This window comes from Amaricoccus sp., assembly GCF_017995835.1.
Taxonomy (GTDB): Bacteria; Pseudomonadota; Alphaproteobacteria; order Rhodobacterales; family Rhodobacteraceae; genus Amaricoccus.
In genome coordinates this window covers 1-11,836 of sequence record NZ_JAGOID010000097.1, presented here as the reverse complement: position 1 = coordinate 11,836, position 11,836 = coordinate 1, and the positions used below count along the sequence as shown (strand labels likewise).

13 protein-coding genes and 2 tRNA genes are annotated in these 11,836 nt (G+C 72.5%); 3 read left to right on the top strand and 12 right to left on the bottom strand.

Annotated elements, in window-relative coordinates:
* Positions 1-5: 5 nt before the first annotated feature.
* From KBA23_RS13455 to KBA23_RS13445, 3 genes are read right to left on the bottom strand one after another with little or no spacing between them, the layout of a single operon-like run.
* Complete coding sequence (locus tag KBA23_RS13455) at positions 6-716, bottom strand: ATP12 family chaperone protein (protein ID WP_290741765.1); 711 nt, start codon at positions 714-716, stop codon at positions 6-8.
* Positions 713-1,393 (bottom strand): HAD-IA family hydrolase, encoded by a 681-nt coding sequence (locus KBA23_RS13450; RefSeq protein WP_290741763.1) that lies wholly within the window; start codon positions 1,391-1,393, stop codon positions 713-715. The genes KBA23_RS13455 and KBA23_RS13450 overlap by 4 nt, the downstream gene beginning before the upstream one ends.
* Positions 1,390-2,433: an RluA family pseudouridine synthase gene (locus KBA23_RS13445; RefSeq protein ID WP_290741761.1), complete on the bottom strand. Its 1,044-nt coding sequence runs from the start codon at positions 2,431-2,433 to the stop codon at positions 1,390-1,392. Before KBA23_RS13445 ends, KBA23_RS13450 begins: the two co-directional genes overlap by 4 nt.
* Before the next feature lie 170 nt (positions 2,434-2,603).
* Here KBA23_RS13445 and KBA23_RS13440 point away from each other — a divergent pair, with 170 nt between their 5' ends.
* Complete coding sequence (locus KBA23_RS13440) at positions 2,604-3,020, top strand: cupin domain-containing protein (protein WP_290741759.1); 417 nt, start codon at positions 2,604-2,606, stop codon at positions 3,018-3,020.
* Positions 3,021-3,038: 18 nt separating this feature from the next.
* On the opposite strand, the gene KBA23_RS13435 is transcribed toward KBA23_RS13440, so the two are convergent.
* From KBA23_RS13435 to KBA23_RS13400, 8 genes are all read right to left on the bottom strand, one after another.
* On the bottom strand, positions 3,039-3,479 hold the full coding sequence (locus tag KBA23_RS13435) for a hypothetical protein (RefSeq protein WP_290741757.1): 441 nt from the start codon (positions 3,477-3,479) through the stop codon (positions 3,039-3,041).
* Complete coding sequence (locus tag KBA23_RS13430; RefSeq protein ID WP_290741756.1) at positions 3,476-4,111, bottom strand: DUF5671 domain-containing protein; 636 nt, start codon at positions 4,109-4,111, stop codon at positions 3,476-3,478. Before KBA23_RS13430 ends, KBA23_RS13435 begins: the two co-directional genes overlap by 4 nt.
* A 294-nt stretch (positions 4,112-4,405) precedes the next feature.
* Entirely contained in the window at positions 4,406-6,061 is a 1,656-nt protein-coding gene (locus tag KBA23_RS13425) for an NAD(P)/FAD-dependent oxidoreductase (RefSeq protein ID WP_290741754.1), read from the bottom strand.
* Positions 6,058-6,873 (bottom strand): carbon-nitrogen hydrolase family protein, encoded by an 816-nt coding sequence (locus tag KBA23_RS13420; RefSeq protein ID WP_290741752.1) that lies wholly within the window; start codon positions 6,871-6,873, stop codon positions 6,058-6,060. The genes KBA23_RS13425 and KBA23_RS13420 overlap by 4 nt, the downstream gene beginning before the upstream one ends.
* Positions 6,874-6,883: 10 nt before the next feature.
* Entirely contained in the window at positions 6,884-7,768 is an 885-nt protein-coding gene (locus KBA23_RS13415) for a carbon-nitrogen hydrolase family protein (protein WP_290741750.1), read from the bottom strand.
* A complete protein-coding gene (locus KBA23_RS13410) occupies positions 7,765-8,865 on the bottom strand; it encodes a C45 family peptidase (protein ID WP_290741748.1) in 1,101 nt (366 codons plus the stop codon). The genes KBA23_RS13415 and KBA23_RS13410 overlap by 4 nt, the downstream gene beginning before the upstream one ends.
* A gap of 99 nt (positions 8,866-8,964) precedes the next feature.
* Positions 8,965-9,147, bottom strand: a complete 183-nt coding sequence (locus tag KBA23_RS13405; RefSeq protein WP_290741746.1) for a hypothetical protein — start codon at positions 9,145-9,147, stop codon at positions 8,965-8,967.
* Positions 9,148-9,586: 439 nt separating this feature from the next.
* Positions 9,587-9,663: transfer RNA gene (locus KBA23_RS13400), tRNA-Arg, on the bottom strand.
* Between the two features lie 198 nt (positions 9,664-9,861).
* On the opposite strand from KBA23_RS13400, the gene KBA23_RS13395 reads away from it, so the two are divergent.
* Both KBA23_RS13395 and KBA23_RS13390 read left to right on the top strand, forming a co-directional pair.
* Positions 9,862-10,548: a glutathione S-transferase gene (locus KBA23_RS13395; RefSeq protein ID WP_290741744.1), complete on the top strand. Its 687-nt coding sequence runs from the start codon at positions 9,862-9,864 to the stop codon at positions 10,546-10,548.
* Between the two features lie 56 nt (positions 10,549-10,604).
* A complete protein-coding gene (locus KBA23_RS13390) occupies positions 10,605-10,913 on the top strand; it encodes an antibiotic biosynthesis monooxygenase (protein WP_290741743.1) in 309 nt (102 codons plus the stop codon).
* A gap of 565 nt (positions 10,914-11,478) precedes the next feature.
* Here KBA23_RS13390 and KBA23_RS13385 read toward each other — a convergent pair.
* A tRNA-Thr gene (locus KBA23_RS13385) sits at positions 11,479-11,554 on the bottom strand.
* Positions 11,555-11,836 lie beyond the last annotated feature (282 nt).

The following is an 11,836-nucleotide window of genomic DNA, read 5'->3' as shown; positions in this document are numbered from 1 at the left end:
AGGCATCACCGCGTTGCGAGCAGTTCCAGCAACCGCGACGCGCGCAGGAAGTCCTCGCGCCGGCGCGCGGCGACTTCGGCCGCCTCGGCGTCCTCGCCCCAGAGCTCGGCCTGCCAGGTTTCGTCGAGCCGCGCCAGCGTCCAGGCTTCCTCGGCCGGGAGGGCGCCGTGGCGCACCGCGAGCGCGAGCAGGAGCGATCCCGAGAGCGTGGCGAGTTCGTGCAGCGCCGTGAGCGCGAAGGCGTCCTCCGTGCCGACGGCGTCGCGCAGGGCGTCGAGGCTCGCCTGCGGCTGGGCGTGGTGCAGGATTCCCTCGACCGGGACGAGCCGTGCGCCGAGTCTGTCCTCGGCCCAGGCGAGCACCGGGTCCCATGCCGCCGCCTGCCGCCGCCGCAACGCTTCCGGGTCGCTGGCGCGGTAGCAGACGAGGTCGCTCTCGCCGTAGGCGGCGATCTGGACCGCCACGGCCTCGCGCGCGGCGGCGACCCGGTCGATCGCCACGTTGACCGCGCGCGTGTACGGCATCGCCTCGGGACGCACCGCCCCCTCGACGGCGCTCCATTCCTGGGCCACCGCCTCGGCGGCGGCGCGGGTCGGCGCGGCGAGCCTGCGCCCGGCGGGGGTCATCAGCGGCTTGCCGTCGAGGCGCACGCCGAAGCCGTCCGGCTCTTCCGCGACCGCGACGTCCGTCCAGAACCGTCGCGCTCCCGGCTTCACCGCCGCCCCCGCAGCCGCTCGAGCGCGGCGTCGAGCGCGGCGAAGTCCTCGATCACCACGTCGGCCCCCGCGGCTTCCAGGCGCGTACGCGGGTGATAGCCCCAGGCGACGCCCACGGTGGCGAGCCCCGCCGCGCGGCCCATGGCGACGTCGAATTCGGTGTCCCCGACCATCACCGCCGCGTCCGGCGCGCAGCCCGTCTCGGCCAGCGCCGCGACCAGCATCGAGGGATGCGGCTTCGAGGGATGCGCGTCCGCCGTCTGCGAGGTGGCGAAGAAGCGGCCGAGATCGTGAGCGCGCATCAGGTGGTCGAGGCCGGGCCGGGCCTTGCCGGTCGCCACGCCGAGCAGCGTGTCCGGGCGCGCCGCCAGCCGCTCCAGCGCCGCCCGCGCGCCGGGATAGAGCGGCGCGACCGCCTCCGCCCTGCCGGCGGCGCGCGCGGCGACGAAGCTGGCGCGATACCCCTCGACCAGCGCCGCATGCTCGGCCGCCTCGAGTTCCGGGGCCAGCGCCGCCATCGCTTCCGGCAGCGACAGCCCGACGATGGCGAGCACCGCCGCGTCCTCCGGCCGCGCCCGCCGGATCGCCGCGAAGGCCGCGTCCATGGAGGCGAGGATGATCCGCTGGCTGTCGACCAGCGTCCCGTCCACGTCGAACACCACCAGCCGCCGCGTCATCGCCGATCCTCGAACGGGTCCGCCGGCGCGTCCTCCGGCCGCCAGCCGAACAGCGCGAAGGTCCGCGCCATGTGCTCGGGCAGGTCGGCCACGAACTCCAGCCGCTTGCCGGTCCGCGGATGGGTCAGCGACAGCGAGCGCGCATGCAGATGCAGCTTGCGGCTCACCCCGCCGCCCAGCTGGGCCCCCCAGCCCTCGCCGGCGTTCTCCTGCCCCGATCCGCCATACTTGCCGTCGCCGGCGATCGGGTGGCCGATCGCCGCCATGTGGGCGCGGAGCTGGTGCGTCCGTCCCGTCAGCGGCGCGAGCGCCACCCAGGCCGCGCGCCGCCCCGCCGCGTCGATGGTGGCGTAGTCCGTGACCGCGCGCTTCGCGCCCTCGGTGGCCGCCACCTCGTCGGGGTGGACCACGCGCATCTTCTCGCCCTCGCCGCTCGCGCCATGCCCGCCGGCCTTCACCAGCCCATAGCGGATCGTCGCGGCGGCGGGCCTCGGCGCGCCCGCGGTCACCGCCCAGTAGATCTTGCGCGCGTCGCGGGCCTGGAACGCCTTGGCGAGGCCCGCGGCCGCACGGGCGCTGCGGGCGAGGAGCAGCACCCCCGAGGTGTCGCGGTCGAGACGATGGACCAGCCGCGGCTTCTCGTCGGCGCCGAAGCGCAGCGCCTCGGCGAGACCGTCGACGTGGCGCGTGGTGCCGGTGCCGCCCTGGGTGGCGAGGCCGGGCGGCTTGTCGAGGGCGATCACGTCGTCGTCGCGCCAGATCACCGCGGCGCGGATCAGCGCCGCGTCCTCGTCCGAGACCGAGCGTTTCTCCGGCGGCGGGCCGGTGTCGGGTTCCGGGATCGGCGGCAGCCGCAGGGTGCGGCCGGCCGCGAGCCGGGACGAGGCCTGCACCCGTCCGCCGTCGAGCCGGATCTCGCCCTTGCGGCACATCCGCTCGATCGCGCCCTGGCCGAGATGCGGATGCAGCCGCCGCAGCCAGCGGTCGAGCCGCTGCTCCTCGGCGTCCTCGCCGAGCACGACCTGCCGGACGCCGCTCATGCGGCGCGGCCCGCGGCGGCGGGCGGCGCGGCGATCGGTGCGGGCAGGGGCAAGGCGCGAGCTCCCGGGTTTTCGCCCCCTAAGGCCTCCCGGTTCGCATTTTGTCAAGCGAGAGGAGGCACGACTCGCTGGTCGCGCTATATCGTATCGCGACATGACGGAGGCCATCCATGTCCGACACGCCGGCCGACTGTGCGCTGATCCGCCCCGCCGACACCTATGGCGGGAAGCAGGGCTTTGACTACCTTGCCGGCGTCTCCGCCGAGAGCGTCGGGGCGCGGGGCATCTGCATGCATCTGCTCACCATCCCGCCGGGAGGCCGGGCGAAGGCGCATCTGCACGAGAGCCACGAGACGGCGATCTACATGCTCTCCGGCGTGACCGAGATGCGCTACGGGCCGCGGCTGGAGCGGCGGATGACCGCGCGGGCGGGCGAGATGGTCTACATCCCCGCCGGCATGCCGCATTTGCCCTGGAACCCCGGCCCCGAGCCCGCCGTCGCCGTCATCGCCCGCACCGACCCCAACGAACAGGAAAGCGTCGTCCTCCTGCCCGAGCTGGAGGCGCTGGCTGCCGCGGAGGGATGATCCGGCCGTCGCGGGGCGTCAACCGGATCGCCGGTCGGGCGCGGACAGTCCCAGTCCGACCGACAGGCACCCGGTCGCGGCGTCGAAGCTTGCCGCCGTCCACGGGCGCGGGACCGGCGGCCCCTCGAAGCTGGCGCAGATGGTGGCGAGCCCGGGCTCCGGGTAGGCGATCGCATAGGGCGCGCCTGTGCGGGGATCGACCAGCTCCGCCGCGCGGCCGGGCGCGAGGCAGGCCGGCGAGATCTCGGCGAGCGCCGCCGGCCGCGCCGGCTGCGCGGCGCCGCGCAGGTGACATTCCAGCGCGCCCGAGATCGCCTGGAGGTCGTCAATCCGTCGCATGTCGCGGGTCTGCTGGCGGCTGGTCTCGGGACCGCCGACCTGCCACAGCGCCAGCGCGGCCGTCGCGGTGACGACGACGCCGCTCAGCGTGACGAGGCGTCGCGCGCGCCCGAGGCTCACGCCCGCTCCTCGCCTGCCCCGAGCGCCGGCCGGTAGGCGAAGAACACCGCGGCCGCGATCGCCCCGACGACGGCGGCCTTCAGCAGGAACCGCAGCGTCAGTTCGCCCCCGAGCAGCGCCGCGACCACGGCGATCAGGTCGCCGATGCCCACGGCGGCGGCGACGAAGAGCGCCACGGCCGTGAGCCAGTGGCCGACGGCGGAGCGGCGGCGGCCGGGGTCCTCGGCCTCGGCGCGGGCGAGCGAGACCGTCAGCGCCGCCCAGACCGGCCAGGCGACGACGAGGGCGGCGACGGCCCAGCGGACGACCCCCGAACCGCCGCCGTCCGCGCCGGAGAGCGGGTCGGGAACCCATATGTCGATCAGCGAGAAGGCCAGCACGCCGAGCTGGACCACGACGATGCCGAGAGCGACGAAAAGCACCCCGAAGGCGAGCGCGTCGCGGGGCGAGACGGCGGCGCGGGGGCGGGGCACCGGCGGCAGGCCGGGCGCATCGATCCAGGCGGCGAGGCTCGCGCGCACCTCGGCCTCGGACCAGCCGGCCTCGCGCAGGGCGGTCGCGAGCGCGGCGCGGTCGCCCCCGGCGGCGAGGGCGTCGCGGACGAAGGCGGCGAGGGGCTCGGGCGCGCGCACGTCAGCGCAGTCGGGCGAGGGCTGGCCGACGCTCGGGCGCGGCGAGAGGGCTTTTCGGTCGCCGATGAAGGGCGGGGGATATCGGCTTGGAAACGCTGGGATAACAGAGGATGGAATCTGGCCGGAATCTGGCCGGAATCAGGCTTGCCACTTCCTTGCCGGCGGTTAACGCGTGGCGATCGCGCGACCCGGGCGCCGCAGCGTCGTCCCTGACGGCGCCGAGCGCCGCGGGCGCGGCGGCGCGGCAAGGCGCGACCTTGCCGCGGCGCCCGGGTCCGGAGGAATGCCGCGCCATCAGTCCGGCAGCGCCACGGGTCCGTGCTCGGCCCAGGCGTCGCCGGGGCCGCGGTTGTCCTTGGGGCTCGCGCCGCCGAGGTGGGTCATCACGCCCCAGACGGCGTTGAGCGCGGTCTGGACGGCGCCCTCGACCCAGGCGGGCGTCCAGCTGATGTCGTCGCCGGCGAGGAAGATGCCGCGCTGCTCGGGGGGCAGGTCCGCCTGCATGAAGTGGCCGAACATGCGGTGGTTGTAGCGGTAGTGGCCGGGCAGGGCGCCCTTGAAGGCGCCGAGGAAGTTCGGGTCGCTCTCCCAGCTCACGGTGATCGGGTCGCCGATGATGTGGCCGCGGATGTCCAGCGTCGGGTAGACCTTCGAAAGCGCCCCGAGCGCCAGCTCGACCCGGCGCTCGACCGGGAAGGGCAGCATCTTCAGCGCGTCCGACATCCAGGAATAGGTGAGGCAGATCACTCCCGGCCTGTCGTCGCCGAGGTCGAAGAGGTAGGTGCCGCGGGTGAGCCGGTCGGTCAGGGTCATCGACATGACGTGGCGGCCCGTCGCCGGGTCGCGGTCCTTCCAGAACGGGCGGTCGACCATGACGAAGGTCTTGGACGACTGCATGTAGCGGGTGCGGTCGAGCGCCATCCAGGTCTCGTGGGAGAACAGGTTCTCCTGCGTGTCGATCGCGGTGGAGAGCAGCCAGGACTGGCAGGTGGCGAGCACCGCGTCGAAGTCCTCGGTCCGGCCCCAGCGGTCGGTGACGTTGAGCCGGCCGCGGTCGTCGCGGAAGATGCGGCTCGCGCCGGGGCGGGTGGCGCCGGAGTTGAGGCTGGCGAGGGTCGTGCCCTTCGGCCAGTGGACGAGCCGGTCGGGGGCGTGGCGCCAGAGGCGCTGCGGGACCTGCTCGACGCCGCCGAGCATGAAGCGCTGGTTCTCGTCGCATTCGGTGACGTTGACGCGCAGGATCTCCAGCATCGAGTTCGGGAAGTCCGAATCCCAGCCGCCGGTGCCGAAGCCGACCTGGCCGAAGACCTCGCGGTGGCGGAACGGCAGCTTCTGGAACGCCTCGGAGGAGGCGACGAAGTCGTAGAAGGTGCGCTCGTCCCAGGCGGCGACGATCGGGTTCCAGATCTCCTTGACGCGCCTCGCATCGCGGTCGCGGATCGCCTGTTTCAGCGCGGAGAAGTTCGCGCCGGACTCGAGCGCGGCATCGTAAGCGGCTGCGACTTCGCGATAAAGCGGCGGAAGGTCGGCGAGGGTCTCGGCGTAGTGGGTCTCGCCGAAAAGGTCGATGACGGTGGAGCCCGCCGCCGGGGTGAGCGGGTTCGGGAACGGGCGGCTCTCCACCCCCATCAGGTCGACGTAGTGGTAGAAGCCGGTGGAGGAGACCGGGAAGCGCATCCCGCCCAGCTCGGCGATGACGCCGTCCGCGCCCTCGAAGGGCTGCGAGCGCAGGCGGCCGCCGAACTGGCCCGACTCGTAGAGGATCGGGTGGACGCCCATCTTCATCAGCTCGTGGCCGGCGATCACGCCGGAGACGCCCGCGCCGATGATGGCGACCCTGGCGCCGTGCCTGTCGGCGGGGATCGTTCCGAGGCCGGCGGGACTGCGGATCCAGTCGTCGTAGGCATAGGTGAAGTCGGGGCCGAACATGGTGACGGGACGGTCGGTCACTTGCGATCTCCAGGGCGGGCGTGGAGCGGGTCGTAGAGGTCGGGTCGGCGGTCGGAGAGGTGGGTGGCCAGCGCGCGCGCAGCCGTCAGCGCGGCGCGGTCGAGCGTGGCGTGGATGGTCTCCTCGCCGGTTCCGGCGCGGGCGAGGTCCTCGCCGGTCGGCGCGACGATGCAGGAGAGACCGACATAGTCGAAGTCGCCCTCGGCCCCGGTGTAGTTGGCGTAGGCGAGGTAGACGGCGTTTTCCTCGGCGCGTGTGGGCACGACCCGGGTCGCGATGCTGGCGAAGGGCGCCATGTTGGCGGTGGGGACGAGGATGGCCTCGGCCCCGGCGAGCGCCAGCGCGCGGGCCGTCTCGGGGAACTCGATGTCGTAGCAGATGGCGAGGCCGAGCTTCCAGCCGCCGAGCTCGACCACGGGGGCGAGGCGGTCGCCGGGGGCGAACTGGCTGCGGTCGACGTCGCCGTAGAGGTGGGTCTTGGCGTAGGTCGCCGCCGTCGCCCCGGTCCGGTCGACGAGGCGCACGGCGTTGACGGGGCGGCCGTCGTCGTCGCGGCGCGGGTAGCCGGCGAGGATGGCGACCCGGTGGCGTCGGGCCGCCTCCGCCAGCGCAAGATCCAGTGCGCCGCCCTCGGGCTCGGCCTCGGCGTCGACCCGCGCGGCGCCGATGGCGTAGCCGGTCAGCGCCATTTCCGGCAGGACGAGCAGGTCGGCGCCCGACGCCGCGGCCCGGCCGGCGGCGGCGTCGAGGCGGGCGAGGCCCTCGGCGCGGCCGCCGGTCACCGGCCGCCACTGGTCGAGGGCGATGCGCATGTCCGCGGGCCTATTCGGCCGCGCGGGGCGGGAGATTGACGACCGTCGCCTCGCGGCGCGGCTTCTCGAGCGTCCCGAGCGAGTCGAGGTAGCGGCGGTCGAAGTCGCGCGCGTAGACCGGGAACTCGACGGGGCGGTCGCGGAAACTCTTGAGCGGCTGGCCGAGGCCGAGCAGGCCGCGCTCGCGCTGGCGGCGCACCACGTCGAGGTCGATCTCGTAGGGCAGGAAGGCCTCGTGCGAACCGGCCTGGTGCAGGACGCGGCCGGCCGGGTCGACGATCATCGACTGGCCGTTGCCGCCGACGCCGAGCCCGTTGACCGAGACCACGTAGCACTGGAACATCGCCGCCGAGGCCTGGACAATGGCGAGGTCCGCCGGGCGGTCGACGAAGTTCGCCATCACCGGATTGAGGATGACCTCGGCGCCCATCGAGGTCATCTGCCGTTGCAGTTCGGGGAACCACATGTCGTAGCAGATCGAGACCCCGAAGCGCCCGACCTCGGGGACGTCGAAGACGCAGAACTCGTCGCCGGCGGCGGAGGCTTCCTCGTAGGGGGTGAAGGGGAAGATCTTGCGGTAGCGCGCGACGACGTCTCCCGACGGGTCGATCACCGGGGTCATGTTGTAGATGGCGCCGTCGCGCTTCTCGAAGAGCGAGCCGGGGACGAGCCAGATGCGGTGGCGGCGCGCCATCTCCTGGAAGTCCTGCTCGAAGGCGCCGCCGGCCGGCTGGGCCGAATGGGCGGCGGGCCCGTGGGCGGCGAGCTCGGACAGGACCACCATCTGCACCCAGGGGTAGAGGTGCATCATCACGTCGAGGCGCTGGCGGATGGCGTCGATATTGTTCTGCATCCCGACATACATCTGGATGCCGCCGATGGCGAAGGGTCTCATGGCGTCGGGTTCCTTTCCTCGGTGGCGCCGGGGAGGCCGTGCCCCTCCGGGACGACCTCGCGCGGGTCGCGGCTGTCGGTGAACGTAATGCGGCGGACGCCGGATGCAAAGGCGTCGAGCCGCTGGCGGATCGGCTCGATCCCCGGCCAGGCGATCTCGACGCTGCCGGCGGCCGGGCGGTAGAGGGCCGTGTAGATCGTGCCGAAACCCTCGCCATAGCGGCGGCTGTGCAGCGGCGGCGCGAGGAAGCGGCGGCGCAGCGTGGTCGCGTCGGCGCGGCCGCCGGCCACCGCCTCGGCGAGGAAGGCCTCGCGCTCCAGCGTGCGGCTGTCGCGCCCGTGCTTCGGCCATTCCACGCCGAGCTGGTGATTGGTGGCGTGGCGCGCCGCCGTGACGATGGCGGGTCGGTCGGGTGCGAGCATCACCGTGCCGTGGCGGCCGTCGCGGTCGATCAGGGTGAGGTTGTAGGACATGTGGCAGGGCAGCCGCCGCACGGCCTCGATGGCGTCCGCGGTGTCGCGGCAGACCTCGAGCAGGTAGCGCATGATCAGCGGCACGCCGAAGCCCGGGCCGACGTCGGGCCGGCCGCCGAAGGCGAGCGAGACGGCGAGGCCGGAGGAGTTGACGCCGTCGGCGAGCCCGGAGAGGCCGTCGACCATGCCCATCACCGGCCGGCCGAGCCAGGCCGTGCGGAACAGGAAACCCTCGTTGAACGCCGGATCGAGGTCGTAGTTGCGGATCAGCGCCGGGCCGTCGGCGTCGACGACGACCGCCTGCGAGCAGTGCACGATGTAGCGCGGTGGCGACCAGAAGGTGAGGAACCGCGCGGCGCGGGCGTCGGCGCCGGTCACGAGGGCGAGGCGCTCCCAGACCGGCACGAGTTCCGGCATGAAGCGGCGGAGCGCGCGCAGCGCCCGGTCGAGGTCGGCGGAGCCTCCGGCGCGGTCGCCGAGCCATTTCGACCAGCCCGGCCAGCCGCTCCAGAACACCTTGGCCCAGCCGGCCCCCGGCAGATCCTCGGAGAGGCTGCGGAAGGGCACCGTGACCGGCGTGCGGCCGGGCGCGACGGGCGCGCTGGAGCGATCCTCGGGGTCCATGCGCGACTCGTCGCCCCGGCCGGGAGAGAAGTCAAGCCGGCCGCCCGGGGCGATGACGGGGGTGGATTCCGCTCCGCCGTCAGAAGGCGGCCGTCAGCGTCAGCGCGACGGTGCGGGGGCCGCCGAAATAGAGACGTTGGTTCTGCAACCCACCACATAGGTCTCGTCCGCGAGGTTGCGGGCGTCGAGCGCCACGTGGTAGCGATCCCAGCCGTAGGCGAGCATGGCGTCGCAGAGCGTCACCGACGGCGTCCGGACGTCGCCGTGGACGGTGTCGCCCACGTAGCGGGCGCCGAAGCTCGCGGAGACGCCCCTGAGGCGTCCGCCTGTCGCCGTCCTCGTTCTCGGTGTGAAGGCAGGTATGGGCGGCGTCGATCGAGAAGCCGACCAGGCTTGCTGCGTCATGAATTTGCGAATGTGACGCGGCGCGTCCATCACTCGTCCGCGACAGGGGGCATCGTTGCAGGCGACTGGCCAGAGCCATGGTCAGCCGTCGCCGGATCGTGGGGATCGAGGTCGGCGCGCGCCGCTCGGGAAGGCCGGGCGTTTGGCGGCCTTGGCCCGAGGATGTCGCCGCGGGCAGGCAGCCCGACACGCCCGCCCATGCGCTTCACCGACCTTCCGGCGGGAGGGCATCGCGCGCCGGTCGCGGGGGTTTATATGGGAGTGGACGAAGGTACTGGAGTTTCGATAGTCAGATCAATCGCTTAGAGAGATCCAATGGCGGACTGGGCAGGATTCGAACCCGCGACCCCTTGATTCGTAGTCAAGTACTCTATCCAGCTGAGCTACCAGTCCGTGCGGCGCGAGATACGCTCGGCGATCCGGGTTTGCAAGGCCGAATCCGGCCGGGGCGGCAGGCGGGAGACGCGTGGCGGCGCCTCGGGGATCTGTCGCGGAGGCAGCGCATTCCCGGCGGTGATGGCGGGGTTCACGCGAAGTCGTTTGCGCCGGGAGCTGGCGATGGCGACGGTCGCGGCGAACGGAGGGCTCGTCATGACCTATCTTCTCGCCATCGGCGAGCGCGCCTATTCGAGCTGGTCGCTGCGCGGCTGGCTCGCCTTTGCCGCCTTTGGCGTCGAGGTCGAGACGGTGCTCGCGCCGATGGACGACCCGCGCTTCGCCGAGACTCTGGCCGGGTTCGCGCCGGCGCGCACCGTGCCGGCGCTCCGGATCGAGGGGGTGGGCGTCATCTGGGACACGCTCGCCATCGCCGAGACGCTGGTCGAGCGTCATCCGGAGGTTGCGTTCTGGCCGGCCGATCCGGCGCGGCGCGGACTGGCGCGGGCGCTGGCGGCGGAGATGCACTCGGGCTTCGCGGCGCTGCGCGGGGCGTGTCCGATGGACCTGCGCTGCGCCTATGCCGGGTTCGAGGCGGGCGCGGCGGTGCGGGCCGACCTCGCGCGGATCGAGACGCTCTGGGCGACCGGGCGGGCGGCGGCGGGGGAGGGGCCGTGGTTGCTGGGCGCCTATTCGCTGGCGGACGTGTTCCATGCCCCGGTCGCCGCCCGGATCGCGGCCTACGGGCTGCCGGTCGGGGCGGCGGCGCGGGACTACGTCGCGGCGCATCTGGCGCATCCGGCATTCCTCGCCTGGCGGGCGGAGGCGCTGCGGGATCCGCGGCGGCTGCCCACGGCCGGCGCCGGCCATGCCGAGCTGCCCTGGCCCGGCCCCGGGGCTTGAGCAGGGCGAAGGCGCGGGCCATAGAGGGGCGAGCCCGCGCAATGGGAGGTTCCGCCTTGTTCTACGCCATGAACCGCTTTCGCGTCCTGCGCGGCATGGAGGACGCCTTCGAGGAGAAGTGGCGCAGCCGGGACAGCCAGCTCGACAAGGTCGAGGGCTTCGTCTCGTTCAGGCTGCTGAAGGGCGAGCCGGCGGAGGACCATACGCCATACGTCTCGCATTCGGTCTGGCGCGACCGGGCGGCGTTCGAGGGCTGGACCCGCTCGCCCTACTTCCGCCGCGCCCACGCCACCGCCGGAGAGGCGAAGCCGATGTACCTCGGCGGCCCGCGGTTCGAGGGTTTCGAGACAGTGATGGAGGGGTGAGGATCGAGGGCGGAAGGTGAGGGGGAATCGCGAACGGGCGACAGCCTCGCGGCCTTCCAGCTTGCTACTGCGCGAGTTTCGCCTTGGCAATGTCGCATGGCGGTTGTTTCGCAACCGCATCGCGCCGCCGCCTGTCTGCCTCGCAGATTGATCCTGTCCGGTCATCGCCCCTGTCCCATCTTGGCTTCGGGTCCTTACCGTGGCGGGGTGTGCCGGGCGGGGACGCCGACCCGCGAGAACGCGCGATTTCAGTCTTCGGGCAGCAAGATTGGCCCCAGCATTCGGAAAATTCTGCACAGGCTGACAAGTCGCGGTTCAGGGCGCCCGCAGGGGAGGTGCATGGACAGGGACCCATGATCGCCTACAGCCCAGCGCCCGCGCGCGTGCCAGAAGATCGGCTGTGGTCTAGCTTGAGGGCCAGTGAAACCGTGTCGACAGGGCAACAGGGCGGATAATAGCGCAGAACCCATCTGAAATTCGGGTATACTCGCGGGTAGACGCGCGACTTTTCCGCTTAATTTCAGCGGCCTACCGTAGCGACCCCCGGCAGCTTGAGGACATTCGGTGGTGCCGCTGAAGGGACTCGAACCCCCGACCCACGCATTACGAATGCGTTGCTCTACCAGCTGAGCTACAGCGGCGACGCGGCCCGGATAGCAGCCGTCCGGGCGTCCGTCCAGTCCCCAGAGGAATCGCCTCAGGGGAATCGGGCGAACGCACTATCTAGCGATGATGCTTGCGAGGAAGTCGTCGTCCCAAGCTGCGACCTTTCGCTTGAGACGCAGGGGGTCTTTGTCGGGATCGTGTCCCTTGGCGTGGTGTAGCTGGCGGTGGCCAGCGCGAGCTCCGGCGAGAGCCGGGTCGATCAGTCCGCCATGGCAGGCAGGCCGATGATCGGATCATCGGGGATCGGGGCGATGGTC